Consider the following 15985-nt stretch of genomic DNA (forward strand, 5'->3'; position numbering starts at 1 on the left):
CAGCGTCGACAGATCGTTCCCGAACGACGCCGTCTCCGACGTGAACCGGTCACCCGTCAGCTGCATCCCATCACCCGAATCACCCGCGAAACGGATGATGACCCGGTCCAGACGACGGACTTCCTTCTCGCCTGCGCCCTCCTGGACGGACGCGGGGGCGCGATGGTCACCGACGGCGCGATCGCTTTCGCTCGCGTCGCCGGCTCCATCGGCCTGCTGGGCTGGGCTACTGACCTGGCTGGTCACTGAACTGGACCTCCCTCGGGCGGCGGCTCGGGACCGGCCGGCCGCCCGGCAGTCCCCGAGGCCACCCTACGTCGGTAAGGGTCGCCTTCCCTTGACCGATCGAATACTGGACGCCAGTTTGAGGCATCCTCGAGTATTGATTTGTCGCTATTTGCCCGCCCCTGGTCGATTCGGGCAAGTCGTTCCGCCCTCATCCTTTGGTTCTAGGGCTTTCGTCCCACGGCGCACCCCGCAGGTGCGGCTGACAGGGCGACAGACAGGGCGATAGACAGGGCGATAGACAGGTTCTTCCCCGGTCAGGACCTCAGATAGGTCAGCACGGCCAGCACCCGGCGGTGATCCCCGTCACTAGGGGAAAGCCCAAGCTTCAGAAAGATATTGCTGACGTGTTTCTCGACCGCGCCATCGCTCACGACCAGCTGCTTGGCGACCGCGGAGTTCGTCCGCCCCTCGGCCATCAGCCCGAGGACCTCGCGCTCGCGGGGCGTCAGCCCCGCCAGCACGTCCTGCTTCCGGCTCCGGCCCAGCAACTGGGCGACGACCTCGGGGTCCAGCGCGGTCCCGCCCCTGGCCACCCGTACGACCGCGTCCACGAACTCCCTGACCTCGGCCACCCGGTCCTTCAGCAGATAGCCCACGCCCCGGCTGCTGCCGGCCAGCAGCTCCGTGGCGTACTGCTCCTCGACGTACTGCGAGAGCACCAGCACCCCGACCCCCGGATGGTCCCGGCGCAGCCGCACGGCGGCTCGTACCCCCTCGTCGGTGTGGGTCGGCGGCATCCTCACGTCCGCGACCACCACATCCGGCAGCGCGCCCTGGTCCGCGAGATCATCCACGGTCTTGATGAGCGCTTCCCCGTCACCGACACCGGCGACGACATCGTGGCCGCGGTCGGTCAGCAGCCGGGTCAGGCCCTCCCGAAGCAGCACTGAGTCCTCGGCGATGACGACCCGCACTCTGTCCTCCACGATGCAGTAGCCCCCAAAGATGAGATCTGTCCCCTGTGTCCTCCAGCATCCCAGTATTCGGATCGCTCCGCGCCCACCTGCCAGGAAAAACGGGACCGGCGCCCCGCGAGAGCCTGTCCCACGCAGCCCCGCCTGTCCCGCTTCAGCCCCGCCTGCCCCGCGTCAGCCACGCCAGGGCAGCTCCGCCGTCACCGTCGTCGGCCCCCCGGCCGGGGAATCGATGACCAGGACCCCGTCCACCGCGTCCAGCCGGTCCGTCAGCCCGGCCAGACCGCTGCCCGCCGTCCTGTCCGCCCCGCCCCTGCCGTCGTCCGTGACCTGGAGCATCAGCCGGTCCCGCGTCTGCCACACCTCCACCGTCGCCCGGGTCGCCCTGGCGTGCTTGCTGATGTTCTGGAGCAGCTCGGAGACCGTGAAGTAGGCGATCCCCTCGATCGCGGCGGCCGGCCGGTACGGGAGATCGACCTCCACCTCCACCGGGACCGTGCAGCGGGAGGCGATGGCCGAGAGCGCCGCGTCCAGTCCCCGGTCGGTCAGCACGGCGGGATGGATGCCGCGTGCCAGATCGCGCAGCTCCTGGAGCGCCGTCTTCACCTCGCCGTGCGCCTCGCCGACCATGCGCGCGGCGGCCTCCGGGTCCTCCGCCAGCTTCTCCTTCGCCAGCCCCAGATCCATGGCCAGGGCCACCAGCCGGGCCTGCGCGCCGTCGTGCAGATCGCGTTCGATGCGGCGCAGGTCGGCGGCGGCCGTGTCGACCACCACCCCCCGGTCCGACTCCAGCTCCGAGACCCGGGTGGCCAGCCGGGACGGGCCGAGCAGCCCGGTCACCAGCAGCCGGTCCACGGTCGTCAGGGCCCGTATCAGCCAGGGGGAGAAGAGCACCAGCACCAGCCCCACCACGGAGGTGGCGGCGATCTCGACCGGCGAGTCCAGAAAGTAGCCCTCCCCCGTGCTGTCGCTGTAGATCGCGATACCCGACTGGTCGAGATGGCCGGCGAACACCCCGTGCCACAGCGGGTACGAGAACAGTCCCCAGCCCACGGTCCAGAACGTCAGGGACACCACGAACGCGAACAGCGCCCACGGGAAATGCAGGATCGCGTAGAGCAGATGGCGCCAGGACACCCCGCTCTTCAGCACCGCGCCGACCCAGGACATCAGCCCGCTCTTCGCGCCACGGGCCGGTGCCGGATCCGGCACATCGAGCCCCAGCAGCGCCCGCGCCCGCGCCCGCTCCAGCATGCCGAAGCCGCGGCACCCGGCCAGCCCCACCGCCAGTACGGGCACGCCGAGGAAGGTGACCAGCAGTCCCGCTCCGAGCACGATCGTCGCGATCGCGTAGCCGAACAGCACCGTGCTGATCGGCATGCTGAGCAGCAGATAGCCGAACTCGCGCCAGGCGCGTCCCTCGAACGGGGCGCGCAGGGCCGGCGGAATGAAGTGGGGCCGCGACTGCGATCCGTAATCCAGGGCCATGGGTGGGGTCCGTTCTGCGAGCGGGCTGAGGGACAGGGAGGAGGGGAGCAGGGTGCCTGCTTCCCTGTACTCCATGCTCGCGGGGCCGCGGCGCCCGCACCATGAGGGCGGTCTCAGTCTTCACCCTGGGGTTTTCCCCACCCCCGGGGTGCGGCCGCGCCCGCCCCGGGGCCCCGGTCAGCCCTTTCCGCGCCGCCGCCAGGGCAGCTCCGCCGTGACGATCGTCGGCCCGCCGGCCGGGGATTCCAGGACGAACAGACCGTCGACCGCGCCGAGCCGCTCGGACAGCCCGGACATGCCTGTACCACCGTCCAGCCGCGCGCCCCCGCGCCCGTCGTCCTGCACCTGGATCAGCAGCCGGTCGTCCCGCCGCCACACCTCCACCGACGCCGTCCGCGCCGCACTGTGCTTGCTGACGTTCTGGAGCAGCTCGGAGACCGTGAAGTACGCGATGCCCTCGATCGCCTCCGCGGGCCGCTCGGCCAGATCCACGGTCACCCTCACCGGGACCGTGCAGCGGGAGGCGATGGCCGAGAGCGCCGCGTCCAGCCCGCGGTCGGTGAGCACGGCCGGGTGGATGCCGCGCGCCAGATCGCGCAGCTCCTGCAACGCGAGCTTCACCTCGCCGTGCGCCTCGTCCACCATGCTCGCCGCCGTCGCCGGGTCCTCCAGCAGCTTCTCCTTGGCGAGGCCCAGCCCCATGGCCAGGGCCACCAGCCGGGCCTGCGCGCCGTCGTGCAGATCGCGTTCGATACGGCGCAGGTCGGCGGCGGCCGTGTCGACCACCACCCCCCGGTCCGACTCCAGCTCCGCGATCCGCCGCTCCAGCTCGTCGGAGGGCGCGAGCAGCGCCCGCACCATCGTCCGGTCGACATTGCCGAGCCCGCGCGCCACATAGGGGAGGACCGGCCAGAACGCGACGAGACCGGTCAGCGTGACGGCGAACGTCAGCACACCCCAGGGCAGCCGGATGAACTCGTACAGCACGGTCCGCCAGGCCACCGGATCCTTCAGCCCGGCCCATATCCGGCCGAGAAGCCCGTCGGGGCGCCGGCCCGGCCCGTGCAGCGGACTCGGCTCGTCGATCCGTACCCCGAGCAGCCGGCGCGCCCGCGCCCGCTCCGCCCGGCCGAGCAGCCGCGCCCCCGCGAGCCCGCAGACCAGCCACGGCAGCCCGATCACCGTCACCGAGAGCCCCGCACCGGTGGAGACCGTGACCACCACATAGACGAAACCGACCAGCGAAGCCGGAAGGTTCACCAGGAGATGCGCGATCTCCTTCCAGGTGTGCCGGTCGAAGGCGAAGCGCACGGGCGGCGGACGATCATCGTCGGGAAGGCTGCTGCTCACGGTCATAAGGACCAAGCCTGCACGGAGCGGATGGCGCGCGCCATGGGGTGGCTCGGCCAGGCGAAGTAGGGATAACCCCACTATGCGGGACGCGGCTGCTTACCAAGTCTTTAACAGGGCCTAGACTCCCGTCCGTACAGATCGTCGAAACACATCGTCGTAGAAGTCGAAGAAACTGCTACGAGTCAGGGAGCGAGGGGCGGACGTGTCGCAACCGACCGTTCTCGCGTCGGACTACTTCCAGAGCTATTCGGTGGTCGGACTGCTCGCGGTGGTCGGCGTGCTGTTCGTCGCCGTCGCCTTCGGGGCGGGCCGGCTGCTGCGGCCGGTGGTGCCGACACCGGAGAAACTGCTCACCTATGAATGCGGTGTGGACCCCGTGGGCGAGGGCTGGGCCCACACCCAGGTCCGCTACTACGTCTACGCGTTCCTCTATGTGATCTTCGCCGTCGACTCGATCTTCCTGTTCCCCTGGGCGACCGTCTTCGCCGCCCCCGGCTACGGGGCCACGACGCTGGTCGAGATGTTCATCTTCCTCGGCTTCCTGGCCGTAGGACTGCTCTACGCATGGAAGAAGGGCGTCCTGGAATGGACGTGACCCCCGCTCCCGCACCCGGACTCCTGCCGATCGTGTCCGCCGGAACCGGGAACGCGACCGAAGGCGACAACGCGACCGGAGGCGGCAAACGGCTCGGTGTGCTCTCCCGGCTGGCGCCGCAGCCCATGAAGGTCGTCCTCAACTGGGGCCGCCGCTACAGCCTCTGGGTCTTCAACTTCGGACTCGCCTGCTGCGCCATCGAGTTCATCGCCGCCTCCATGGCCCGGCACGACTTCATCCGGCTCGGAGTGATCCCCTTCGCCCCCGGGCCGCGCCAGGCCGACCTGATGGTCGTCTCCGGCACCGTCACGGACAAGATGGCGCCCGCCGTGAAGCGGCTGTACGAGCAGATGCCCGAGCCCAAGTACGTGATCTCCTTCGGCGCCTGCTCCAACTGCGGCGGCCCGTACTGGGACTCCTACTCCGTCACGAAGGGCGTCGACCAGATCATCCCGGTCGATGTCTACGTACCGGGCTGCCCGCCCCGCCCCGAGGCGCTGCTCCAGGGCATCCTGAAGCTCCAGGAGAAGATCGCCCGCGAATCGCTCGGCGAGCGCTACGCCTCGGCCGGCCGGCCCTCGGCCGCCGCACTGCGCAGCGGACTGGTCACCCCGCCACCGCCGCCGGCCCCGAAGCCGGGGGAGGGCGCTTCGTGAACGCGCACGACGACGATGCGAACGCGCACGACGGCGATATGGGCGATATGAACGCGCATGACGATGACGTGAACGCGTACGACCGGCTGCCGGACGCCGCCGCCGAGATCTTCGGCGAGGGGGCCACGGCCGAGCGGGCGTACGACCTGCTGACGGTCGATGTCCCCGCCGAGTCCTGGATCCCCGCCCTCGGAACCGCCCGCGACCGGCTGGGCTGCACCTACTTCGACTGGCTGAGCGCGGTCGACGAGCCGGGCACCGGCTTCCGCGTCTGCGCCCATGTCGTCGCCCTGGAGGGCGGTACGGTCCGCCGGCTGCTGGTCCGTACGACCGTCCCGCACGACGCGGCCGTCCTGCCCACGGCCGTCGGGGTCTACGCGGGCGCGGGCTGGCACGAGCGCGAGACGCACGAGATGTTCGGCGTCTCCTTCTCCGGCCATCCTCATCTCGTTCCCCTCCTTCTCCCCGAGGAGTTCGAGGGGTACCCGCTGCGCAAGGACTTCGTCCTGGCGGCCCGCGTCGTCAAGGCATGGCCGGGTGCGAAGGAGCCGGGGGAGTCCGAGCACGGCGGCCCCAAGCGGCGCCAGATGCTCCCGCCCGGTGTCCCCGACCCGAACGAGTGGGGCCCGCTCAAGGGGCAGTTGCCCCCGGCCCCCGCCCGACCCGCCCGCGGGGCACGCGCGGCAGGTGCCGGAGGCGCGGCTGCCCGCGGCGCGACGGGCGACCGCCCGGTCCGCCGCGCGCGCAGCGTCACGCAGGGCTCGGCGAGCCAGCAGCCGGAGGGCACGACTCCGGACGCGCCATGGCGCAAGCCCCCTCCGAGCCAGAACCCTGAGACCGAGAGCCCTGAGACCGAGAGCCCTGAGACCGAGAGTCCCGAGACCGAGAGTCCCGAGACCGAGAGTCCCGAGACCGAGAGTCCCGAGAGCGACCGCCGCCCCGAAGGAGACGCGTGAACGACGTACTCGACGTCGCCCTCCGGCTGGTCGTCGTCTTCGCCGTGTTCCTGGTCGTTCCCCTCGTCGTCGGCCAGACCGAGCACAAGGTGATGGCCCATATGCAGGGCCGTCTCGGCCCCATGCACGCGGGCGGCTTCCACGGCTGGGCCCAACTCGTCGCGGACGGGGTGAAGTTCGCGCAGAAGGAGGACGTGGTCCCGGCCAACGCCGACCGCCGTATCTTCCAACTCGCCCCGGCCGTCGCCCTTCTCCCGTATCTCCTCGTACTGGTCGCGATCCCCATCGGTCCCAGCGAGGGCGCGGTCGGCCAGGTCGTCGACGCGGGCATCTTCTTCGTGCTCGCCGTGATGGGCATCGGGGTGCTCGGCTCGCTCATGGCGGGCTGGGCCTCCGCCAACAAGTTCTCCCTTCTCGGCGGCCTGCGGACCGCCGCACAACTGCTCGCGTACGAGCTGCCGATGCTGCTCGCCGCCGCCTCCGTCGCGATGGCGGCCGGCACCGTCTCCCTGCCCGGCATCCTCAACGCCTTCGAGTGGTGGTGGCTGCCCTGGCAGATCGTCGGTGCCCTGGTCTTCTTCGTCGCGGGTCTCGCGGAACTCCAGCGACCGCCCTTCGACATGCCGGTCGCCGACTCCGAGATCATCTTCGGCGCCTACACCGAATACACGGGCCTGCGCTTCGCGCTCTTCCTGCTCGCGGAGTACGCGGGCATCGTCGTCCTCTGCGGACTGACCACCGTCCTCTTCCTGGGTGGCTGGCACGGCCCGCTCGGCGCCGAAGGACTCGGCTGGGTCTGGACGCTCCTCAAGACGGCCGTGCTCGCGTTCGTCGTCATCTGGCTGCGCGTGAGCTACCCGCGGCTGCGCGAGGACCAGTTGCAGAAGCTCGCCTGGACCGTTCTCATCCCCCTCGCCCTCGCGCAGATCGCGCTCACCGGCATCGTGAAGGTGGCGATCAACTAGTGGCCCCCTCGTTTCCCGGCTCCGGCCTGGCCAAGGGCCTGGCCGTCACCCTGCGGACGATGACCAGGAAGACCGTCACCCACCAGTACCCGGAGACGCAGCCCGAACTTCCGCCCCGCACCCGGGGCGTGATCGGACTGTTCGAGGAGAACTGCACGGTCTGCATGCTCTGCGCCCGTGAGTGCCCCGACTGGTGCATCTATATCGACTCCCACAAGGAGACGGTCCCGGCCGCCGTCCCCGGTGGCCGCGAGCGCAGCCGCAATGTCCTCGACCGGTTCGCGATCGACTTCGCGCTCTGCATGTACTGCGGTATCTGCATCGAGGTCTGTCCTTTCGACGCTCTCTTCTGGTCGCCGGAGTTCGAGTACGCGGAGACGGACATCCGTGAGCTCACCCACGAGCGGGACAAGCTCCGCGAGTGGATGTGGACGGTGCCCGCGCCGCCCGCCCTCGACCCGGCCGCCGAGGAGCCGAAGGAGCTCGGCGCCGCCCGCAAGACCGCCGAGAAGCTGGCGACGGCGGCGCAGCGGGAGCGGGAACAGGAGGCGGGCGAGTGAGCCTCGCAGCGCACGGCTTCCTGTCGCCCAGCGGGGTCGAGATCGCCTTCCTTCTCGTCGGTCTGGTCACCTTCGGCGCGGCCCTCGTGACCGTCACGACCAAACAGCTGGTGCACGCCGCCCTCTGGCTGGTCGTCACGCTCGGCGGTCTGGCCGTCGAATATCTGCTGCTCACGGCGGAGTTCATCGCCTGGGTGCAGGTCCTGATCTATCTCGGTTCCGTGGTGGTCCTCCTCCTCTTCGGGCTCATGCTCACCAAGGCGCCCATCGGCCGCTCCCCGGACGCCGATTCGGGCAACCGCCCGGTCGCCCTCGCGGTCGCCGTCGTCGCGGCCGTGTCCCTGGTCTGGGTGGTCGTCGACGCGTTCCATACGACCTGGATCGACCTGGACGGGCCGGCCCAGGGCTCCACCGAAGTGACCGGCCACTTCCTGTTCCGCAACTGGGTGCTGCCCTTCGAGGCGCTCTCCGTGCTCCTGCTGGCCGCACTCGTCGGCGCGATCGTGCTCTCCCGCAAACGCGACGCGACCGCGAAGAACAGCGCCGCGAAGGGCAGCAGCGCCACGAAGAACAGCGCCACGAAGGGCAGCAGCGCCGCCAGGAACAGCCGTAGCGGTAAGGAGCAGCGCTGATGCATCTCGCCTATCCCGCCGTGCTCGCGGCCCTCCTGTTCTGCACCGGGCTGTACGGAGTACTCGCGCGACGCAACGCGATCCTCGTCCTGATGTCCGTCGAGCTGATGCTCAACGCCGTCAACCTCAATCTGGTCGCCTTCGACGTCTGGCTCCGCGACACCCTGCACGCCGGCCAGGCGCTCACCCTCTTCGTCATCGCCATCGCCGCCGCGGAGATCGGCATCGGCCTGGCGATCGTCCTGATGGTCTACCGCAACCGCGGCACCTCGGACATCGACAGACTCCGCGACACCGCGGAAGGCCCCGACAGCCCCGGGGGTGCCGGGCCGGAAGCGACCGACACCGCCCCGGCGCAGAAGGCTGAGGCCACCGCGTGACCACCACGACCCTCGCCGTCCTCGTCCCCCTCCTGCCCTTCCTGGGCGCGGTCGCCGGGCTGCTGCTCGGCCGCGTCGCGCCCGGGTTCGTACGCCCGCTGGCCATCCTGCCGACGCTTGCCGCCGCGGCGTTCGCCATCGCCGTGGCCGTACGCCAGGGCGGCGGCGACGGTGATGGGAAGGCACCGCTGGACGCCGCGACCCAGCTCACCCCCACCGGCTCGGTCCCCATCGACCTCGCCCTGCACATCGACGGCTTCGCGGCCCTGGTCGCCGTCCTCGTCGGCGTCGTCGCGTCGTGCGTGCAGATCTACTCGACGGGCTATCTGCGCGGCGACGCGCGCTACCCCTCGTACGCGGCCCTGGTCTCGCTCTTCACCTCCGCCATGCTGCTCGTCGTCTACTCCGGCGATCTGATGGTGCTGCTGGTCGGCTGGGAGATCATGGGCATCTGCTCGTACTTCCTCGTCGGCCACTACTGGGAGACACCCGAGGCGCGCGCGGCCTCCCTCAAGGCCTTCCTCATCACCAAGCTCGGCGATGTCCCCTTCCTGATCGGGCTGTTCGCGCTCGCCTCCGACGCCGGGACGTTCCGCATCACCGGCGTGCTGAAGACCGTCGCCGACGGCGGCCTCGACCACCCCACGCTGATCGCGCTGCTGCTGCTCGCGGGCGTGGCCGGAAAGTCCGCGCAGTTCCCGCTGCACACCTGGCTGCCCGACGCGATGGCGGGCCCCACCCCCGTCTCCGCGCTGATCCACGCCGCGACGATGGTCGCCGCCGGTATCTACTTCGTGGCCCGGCTCCTCCCCGTCTTCGCCGCCTCGGCCGCCGCCCTGGTGGTGCTCGCCGTGATGGCCGCGATCACGATGGTCGGCTCGGCGCTCGCCGCCCTCGCGCAGGACGACATCAAACGCGTCCTCGCCTACTCGACCATCGGCCAACTCGGCTATATGTCGGGCGCCCTGGCCGTGGGCGACCGGGGCGCGGCCGTCTTCCACCTCATCGCGCACGGCGCGTTCAAAGCGCTCCTCTTCCTCGGCGCCGGCGTGATCATCCACGCCGCCGGCACCAACTCACTGGCCGCCATGTCCCGGATGCGCGGCCTCGCGCAGCGCATCCCGGACGCCTACTGGACGGTGACGGTCGCCCTGCTCGCGCTCGCCGCGATCCCTCCCTTCGCCGGCTTCTTCTCCAAAGAGTCCGTCCTCGTCGCCGCCGAGCACACGGCCCTCGGCGAATCCGGCGGCGCCGCCCCGGGGGCCGCCGGCTGGACCGTACTGATCGCCGGACTGCTCACCGCCCTCCTCACCGCCGCCTACGCGGCCCGCCTCTGGCTGCTGGCCTTCCGCGGCCGGGGCGCCGAAGTCCCCGACTACGGCAAGCAGCCCCTCGCCATGAACGCCGTCCTGTGGGTGCTCGCCATCCCCTCCATCGGCCTGGGCCTGGCCATCGGCTATCTCCCCGGCTGGTTCGACGGACACAGCCTCGCCCCGAACCTCACCACCTCCGTCCTGGGCACGGGCGTCGCGCTCGTCGGCGGCCTGCTCACCTACGGCTGCTGGCGGCACACCTCGGCGCTGGCCTCCCGCACGCCGATCGGGGCCGTCGTCTCCCACCCCGATACGGAGCCCGCCCTCGCGGAGAGGGAGGCCATCGAGATCCACACCCAGGTGTACGGCTCCATCGCGGGCGCCCCCGACCCCGCGGACCCCGCCCGCCTCCTGCTGGGGCCGCTCCACCGCCACGCGGCGGTCGGCTTCCACGTCGACGCCGTCTACCACCGTCTGTTCGTACGCCCCGTCCTGGCAGCCGCCCAGCTGGTCCGCTTCCTCGACCGCGAGGTCGTCGACACGTACGTACGCGCCGCGGGCACCGGCACCGGCTGGCTCGGCGCCGCCGTACGCCGCGCCCAGACCGGGAACGTGCAGACCTACCTCAGCGCCCTGCTGGCCGGCTCCGTCGTCCTGGCGATCGCCGCCGTACTCGTCGCCGCCGGAGCGTGAGCCGTGATCGATATCAGTGAGTCCGTGATGCAGTTCCTTCTCGCGTTGATCGTCGTCGGGCCGCTCATCGGGGCCGTCGCGGCGCTCCTCCCGGCCCCGCCCGGACTGCGCGGCAAGAGCCCCGACCAGGCCGTGCTGCGCCACGGCGTGACCGTGACCGGCGCGATCCTCCTCGCGACGATCGTCCTGGCACTCGGCTTCGACCATGACCAGCCGTCAAAGATGCAGGCCACCACGGACATCAGCTGGATCGCGGCACTGGACGTGCGGATCCATCTCGGCGTCGACGGCATTTCCCTCCCCCTTCTGGTCCTGACCGCGCTGCTGACCTTCCTGTGCGCGCTCTACAGCTACTTCAAGATGCCTCCGGGCCCCTCTCCCAAGGGGTTCGTGGCCCTGCTGCTCGTGCTGGAGTCCGGCACGCTCGCGACCTTCGCCGTCCTCGACCTCCTGCTCTTCTTCCTGGCCTTCGAGATGGTGCTGATCCCGATGTACTTCCTCATCGCCCGCTGGGGCGGCTCGGAAGGCGTCACCGGCGGCAGGCAGGCCGCCGCCTTCAAGTTCATCCTCTATACGCTGCTCGGCTCCGTGGTCATGCTGCTCGGCCTGCTGCTGATCGGTCTCAACGCGGGCACATTCGACATGGTGGCACTCGCCACTGACAACGGCCGCGGGCTCAGCACATCCGTGCAGCTCATCGCCGTTCTGGCGATCGGCCTCGGCCTCGCGGTCAAGACCCCGATGTGGCCGCTGCACAGCTGGCTGCCCGACGCCCACACCGCCGCCCCGACCGTCGGCTCGGTGCTCCTCGCCGGCGTTCTGCTCAAAATGGGTACGTACGGCTTCGTCCGCATCGTCCTGCCCATCGCCCCCGACGGCATGCGGACCTTCGCGCCCTACCTCGCCGCCTTCGCCGTCGTCGGCATCATCTACGGCTCCCTGGCCTGTCTCGCCCTGGCCAAACAGGGCGCGGGCGGCGACCTCAAACGGCTGATCGCGTACTCCTCCGTCGGCCACATGGGCTTCGTCCTGCTCGGCATCGCGACCATGACACCCACCGGCGTCAACGGCGCGCTCTTCGCCAACATCGCCCACGGCCTCATCACCGGCCTGCTGTTCTTCCTGGTCGGAGCGGTCAAGGAGCGGTACGGCAGCGCCGACCTCGACACCCTCGCCGGAGCGACGGGCGCCGCGCTCTACGGCCGCGCCCCCCGCCTCGGCGGGCTGCTCGCCTTCGCGGCCGTCGCCTCGCTCGGCCTGCCCGGCCTCGCCGGGTTCTGGGGCGAGATGCTCGCGATGTTCGGGGCCTTCGACCCCGCGGAGGGCCTGAGCCGCCCCGCCTTCCTCACCTTCATGGTGATCGCCGGCTTCGGCACGCTGCTCACCGCCGCGTATCTGCTGATCGTCGTACGCCGCGTCTGCATGGGCGCGCAACCGCACGAAGCGCCGCGAGAGGCCCCGCGGGAAGCTCAACAGGACGAAGCGGGGGCAGGAGCGCCGGAACCGGCGCGCTTCGCCGACGTCCGGACCTATGAGTTCGCCGCCTGGACCCCGCTCGTCGTCCTCACCGTCCTCGCCGGACTCTGGCCCGCGGTCCTGCTCGGCCTCACCGACCCCGCCGTGCAGAAGCTCCTCGCAGGAGGCAAGTCGTGAACGTGGCCGCCGAGAGCGCCGCCACCGGCGCCAGCCTCGTCCAGTCGATCGACTGGCTCGCGATCGCGCCCCCCACCCTCACGGCGGTGGCCGCCCTGATCGTGCTCGTCGCCGATCTCTTCGTACCGGAGCACCGCAAGCCGCTCCTCGGCGGTATCGCGATCGCCGGTCTCGTCGCCGCGCTCCTCACCCTCCTCCCGCTGCGCGCCGGCGACCGCTCGACGTTCTGCCTCACCACCGAGGCCGACGTGTGCAGCTACACCGCCGACCACTTCGCCCTGGTCATCCAGCTGCTGGTGCTCGGCGGCGCGCTGCTCACCGCGCTGATCTCGCTCCACGACAGCAGGAAACTCCCCGTGGGGGAGTACTGGTTCCTGCTGCTCGCCTCGGCCGCCGGCGCCGCGCTGCTGCCCGCCTCGCGTGATCTCGCCACCCTTGTCGTCGCCCTCGAAGTGGCCTCGCTGCCCGCGTTCGCCCTCGTCGGACTGCGGCGCGGCGACCGGCTCTCCTCCGAGGCCGCGCTGAAGTTCTTCCTCTCGTCGGTGACCGCGACCGCCGTGATGCTGCTGGGCGTCAGCTTCGTGTACGCCGCGACCGGCACCCTCCACCTCACCCGGATCGCCGCGGAACTGGGCCATGTCCCCGGCCAGCTGGACACCCTCGCCAAGGTGGGCGTCGCCCTCACGCTCGTCGGCTTCGCCTTCAAGACGGCCGCCGCACCGTTCCACTTCTGGGTCCCCGACACCTATGTGGGCGCGCCCCTGCCCATCGCCGCGTACCTCTCCGTCGTCGGGAAGGCGGTCGGCTTCTCCGGCCTCATCCTGGTGACCGTCATCGCGTTCCCCACGTACCGGGACGTGTGGGGCCCGGTCCTCGCGGTCATCGCCGCGCTCACCATGACCCTCGGCAATGTGGCGGCGGTACGGCAGCCGGCCACCCGCGCGCACAGCGCGGTACGGCTGCTGGCCTGGTCGTCCGTGGGCCAGGCGGGCTACCTCCTGGTACCGATCGCCGCCGCGGCGTACGAGGGCGGGGACCGGATCGGGTCCACCGTCGCGTACGCCCTGATGTACGCCGTCGTGAACCTCGGCGCGTTCGCGGTCGTCGCGCTGGTGGCCCGTACGCGGCCGCTGAACCGCCTCGCCGACTACCGGGGCCTCTACGCGCGGCGGCCCCTCGTGGCCCTCGCGATGGGCTTCTTCCTGCTCTGCCTCGCCGGGCTGCCGCCGGGCATCATCGGCCTGTTCGCCAAGGTCACGGTCTTCTCGGCGGCCGTCGACGCGGGCCTCGGCTGGCTGGCCGTCGTCATGGCCGCCAATGTGGTGATCGCGCTGTACTACTACCTCCAGTGGACGGCGGCCCTCTTCCGCGCGCCGGAGCCCGAGGCCGCGAGCGCGGGTCCGGAGGCCGGTACCGGCAGGGCGCAAGCCGGCGGCGTGACTCCTCGGACCCCCGGCGTGGCCCCGGTGGGCGGAGGGGACGAGGTGGCCGTCGGCCGGCCCCCCGCGGCCGTCACCGTCGCGATCGCGCTCACAGCCGCCGCCGGTGTCGCCCTCTCCGGGGCGCCTCAGCTCGTCCTGCGCTTCGCCGGTACCAGCCTGTTCTGAGCCCACGCCGGCCCCCTGGGCGGCCCACGCCCGCGCCCCCTCCCGCACCACCGCCACCCGGACGGCGTACGCCCCTGTCCGGCGGAACAAGGGAACCCGTGCCGCCCGCCTGGCGTTGACCAGTACGGAAGGGTCCACTGAAGAGTGGAGCAGCACCAGCAAAGGGTTCCCCTGCCGCACCACTTGGAGGGCGTACCGTGCACCGCCGGCACAACGGGCTCAGGACCGCCGTACTCCTCGGGGGACTGTCCGCACTCATCATCGCGATCGGCAGTTTCTTCGGCAGTACGGGCCTGATCGTCGCGCTCGTCGTGGCGATCGGCACGAACGCGTACGCCTACTGGAACAGCGACAAGCTGGCCCTGCGCGCCATGCGCGCGCGCCCCGTCAGCGAGTTCGAGGCACCCCAGCTCTATCGCATCGTCCGTGAGCTCTCGACCGCCGCCCGCCAGCCCATGCCACGGCTCTACATCTCGCCCACCCAGGCCCCCAACGCGTTCGCCACCGGCCGCAACCCGCGCAACGCCGCTGTCTGCTGCACGGAAGGCATCCTCCAGATCCTGGACGAGCGCGAGCTGCGCGGAGTCCTGGGCCATGAGCTGAGCCATGTCTACAACCGGGACATCCTGATCTCGTCCGTCGCCGGAGCCCTCGCCTCAGTGGTGATGTTCCTGGTGAACTTCGCCTGGCTGATTCCTTTCGGCCGGTCGGACGACGACGACGGCCCCGGGATCTTCGGAATGCTGCTGATCATGATCCTGGGCCCGCTCGCGGCCTCGGTGATCCAGCTGGCGGTGAGCCGCTCGCGGGAGTACGAAGCCGACGCGTCGGGCGCCCAGATCACCGGCGACCCGCTCGCTCTGGCCAGTGCGCTGCGTAAACTGGACGCGGGGACGAAACAGCTTCCGCTGCCTCCCGAGCCACGGATCGAGACCGCGAGCCACATGATGATCGCGAACCCCTTCCGTCCCGGGGAGGGGGTCTCGAAGCTGTTTTCCACGCACCCGCCGATGGCGGAGCGCATCGCCCGACTGGAACAGATGGCAGGTCGCCGACCATGAAGACAATCCTGAACGTCATATGGCTCGTTCTGTGCGGCTTCTGGATGTGCCTCGGGTATCTGCTGGCGGGCGCGCTGCTCTGCGTCACGATCATCGGCATCCCCTTCGGGGTGGCCGCGTTCCGTATCGGTTTCTACGCCCTGTGGCCCTTCGGCTACCGGGCGGTCGACCGCCGCGACGCGGGCGCGCCCTCCTGCGTGGGCAATGTGCTGTGGCTGGTTCTCGCGGGCTGGTGGCTCGCGCTCGGCCATATCCTCACCGGCATCGCCCTCTGCGTCACGATCATCGGAATCCCGCTGGGCCTGGCCAACTTCAAGCTGATTCCGCTCTCGCTGATGCCGCTCGGCAAGGAAATCGTCCCCACCGACGAGCCGTTCGCGGCCCGCTGACCGCCCGCTCGCCCGCCCGCTCGCCCACTCGTCCGCTTGTTGTGCGCTTGCTGTGCGTTTGCCGTGATCCGTCGGAAGTGTTCTGAACTGTCCGCCAGGTGCAACCGCCACCCGCCTGTACCGCGTCTTCCTGGGCACGACTGTTTGAAGGCGTGAAGGGCAGGTTCAAGGCATGGGTGTCATCAGCTGGATCATTCTAGGACTTCTCGCCGGGGCCGCCGCCAAGATCCTCCTCCCGGGCCGGGACCCGGGCGGACTGATCGGTACGACCCTCATAGGCATCGCGGGCGCCTTCATCGGCGGCTGGATCTCGGCCCGTTGGCTCGACCATCCCATCAGCAAGGAGTTCTACGACGGGCCGACCTGGATCTCCGCCATCGGCGGCGCTCTTGTCCTGCTCGTTCTCTACCGGCTCCTTTTCGGCCACTCCCGCTCGCGCTGACGCCGCCCCGCCCGGGTCTCGCGTCGCCCCGCCGACAGCC

General features: G+C 70.6%; 15 protein-coding genes and 2 pseudogenes. 13 read left to right on the plus strand and 4 right to left on the minus strand.

Features of this window, described 5'->3' with window-relative positions; translation table 11 throughout:
• The 4 genes and pseudogenes from CU044_RS29250 to CU044_RS29265 form a co-directional block, all read right to left on the minus strand.
• A pseudogene (locus tag CU044_RS29250) lies at nt 1–246 on the minus strand (2-oxoglutarate ferredoxin oxidoreductase subunit alpha); the annotation flags it as partial.
• Nucleotides 247–542: 296 nt separating this feature from the next.
• Complete coding sequence (locus tag CU044_RS29255; protein WP_129771774.1) at nt 543–1202, minus strand: response regulator transcription factor; 660 nt, start codon at nt 1200–1202, stop codon at nt 543–545.
• Nucleotides 1203–1376: 174 nt separating this feature from the next.
• Complete coding sequence (locus tag CU044_RS29260; protein WP_129771775.1) at nt 1377–2690, minus strand: sensor histidine kinase; 1314 nt, start codon at nt 2688–2690, stop codon at nt 1377–1379.
• A 177-nt stretch (nt 2691–2867) separates the two neighbouring features.
• Nucleotides 2868–4046, minus strand: coding sequence for a sensor histidine kinase (locus tag CU044_RS29265; RefSeq protein ID WP_129771776.1), 1179 nt, complete (start codon nt 4044–4046; stop codon nt 2868–2870).
• Between the two features lie 199 nt (nt 4047–4245).
• Here CU044_RS29265 and CU044_RS29270 point away from each other — a divergent pair, with 199 nt between their 5' ends.
• The 13 genes and pseudogenes from CU044_RS29270 (at nt 4246) to CU044_RS29330 (ending at nt 15945) form a co-directional block, all read left to right on the plus strand.
• On the plus strand, nt 4246–4638 hold the full coding sequence (locus CU044_RS29270; RefSeq protein ID WP_240045916.1) for an NADH-quinone oxidoreductase subunit A: 393 nt from the start codon (nt 4246–4248) through the stop codon (nt 4636–4638).
• Nucleotides 4629–5294 (plus strand): NADH-quinone oxidoreductase subunit B, encoded by a 666-nt coding sequence (locus CU044_RS29275; RefSeq protein ID WP_240045917.1) that lies wholly within the window; start codon nt 4629–4631, stop codon nt 5292–5294. Before CU044_RS29270 ends, CU044_RS29275 begins: the two co-directional genes overlap by 10 nt.
• Before the next feature lie 47 nt (nt 5295–5341).
• Nucleotides 5342–6070, plus strand: a pseudogene (locus tag CU044_RS29280) (NADH-quinone oxidoreductase subunit C); the annotation flags it as partial.
• Between the two features lie 176 nt (nt 6071–6246).
• Entirely contained in the window at nt 6247–7215 is a 969-nt protein-coding gene (locus CU044_RS29285; RefSeq protein WP_129771777.1) for a complex I subunit 1 family protein, read from the plus strand.
• A complete protein-coding gene (locus CU044_RS29290) occupies nt 7215–7775 on the plus strand; it encodes an NADH-quinone oxidoreductase subunit I (RefSeq protein ID WP_129771778.1) in 561 nt (186 codons plus the stop codon). Before CU044_RS29285 ends, CU044_RS29290 begins: the two co-directional genes overlap by 1 nt.
• The gene (locus CU044_RS29295; protein ID WP_129771779.1) at nt 7772–8407 is read left to right on the plus strand and encodes an NADH-quinone oxidoreductase subunit J; all 636 of its coding nucleotides are present in this window, start codon (nt 7772–7774) and stop codon (nt 8405–8407) included. Before CU044_RS29290 ends, CU044_RS29295 begins: the two co-directional genes overlap by 4 nt.
• Complete coding sequence (nuoK, locus tag CU044_RS29300) at nt 8407–8787, plus strand: NADH-quinone oxidoreductase subunit NuoK (RefSeq protein WP_129771780.1); 381 nt, start codon at nt 8407–8409, stop codon at nt 8785–8787. Before CU044_RS29295 ends, nuoK begins: the two co-directional genes overlap by 1 nt.
• Nucleotides 8784–10793: an NADH-quinone oxidoreductase subunit L gene (locus CU044_RS29305; RefSeq protein WP_129771781.1), complete on the plus strand. Its 2010-nt coding sequence runs from the start codon at nt 8784–8786 to the stop codon at nt 10791–10793. Before nuoK ends, CU044_RS29305 begins: the two co-directional genes overlap by 4 nt.
• Before the next feature lie 27 nt (nt 10794–10820).
• Nucleotides 10821–12446, plus strand: coding sequence for an NADH-quinone oxidoreductase subunit M (locus CU044_RS29310; protein WP_129771813.1), 1626 nt, complete (start codon nt 10821–10823; stop codon nt 12444–12446).
• Nucleotides 12443–14053, plus strand: coding sequence for an NADH-quinone oxidoreductase subunit N (locus tag CU044_RS29315; RefSeq protein WP_129771782.1), 1611 nt, complete (start codon nt 12443–12445; stop codon nt 14051–14053). The genes CU044_RS29310 and CU044_RS29315 overlap by 4 nt, the downstream gene beginning before the upstream one ends.
• Nucleotides 14054–14250: 197 nt before the next feature.
• Nucleotides 14251–15114 (plus strand): zinc metalloprotease HtpX, encoded by an 864-nt coding sequence (gene htpX, locus CU044_RS29320; protein WP_129771783.1) that lies wholly within the window; start codon nt 14251–14253, stop codon nt 15112–15114.
• Nucleotides 15111–15503 (plus strand): YccF domain-containing protein, encoded by a 393-nt coding sequence (locus CU044_RS29325; protein ID WP_129771784.1) that lies wholly within the window; start codon nt 15111–15113, stop codon nt 15501–15503. The genes htpX and CU044_RS29325 overlap by 4 nt, the downstream gene beginning before the upstream one ends.
• Before the next feature lie 172 nt (nt 15504–15675).
• The gene (locus CU044_RS29330; RefSeq protein ID WP_129771785.1) at nt 15676–15945 is read left to right on the plus strand and encodes a GlsB/YeaQ/YmgE family stress response membrane protein; all 270 of its coding nucleotides are present in this window, start codon (nt 15676–15678) and stop codon (nt 15943–15945) included.
• The last annotated feature ends 40 nt before the right edge of the window (nt 15946–15985 follow it).

The sequence above is a fragment of the Streptomyces sp. L-9-10 genome, from assembly GCF_004151105.1.
Taxonomy (GTDB): domain Bacteria; phylum Actinomycetota; class Actinomycetes; order Streptomycetales; family Streptomycetaceae; genus Streptomyces.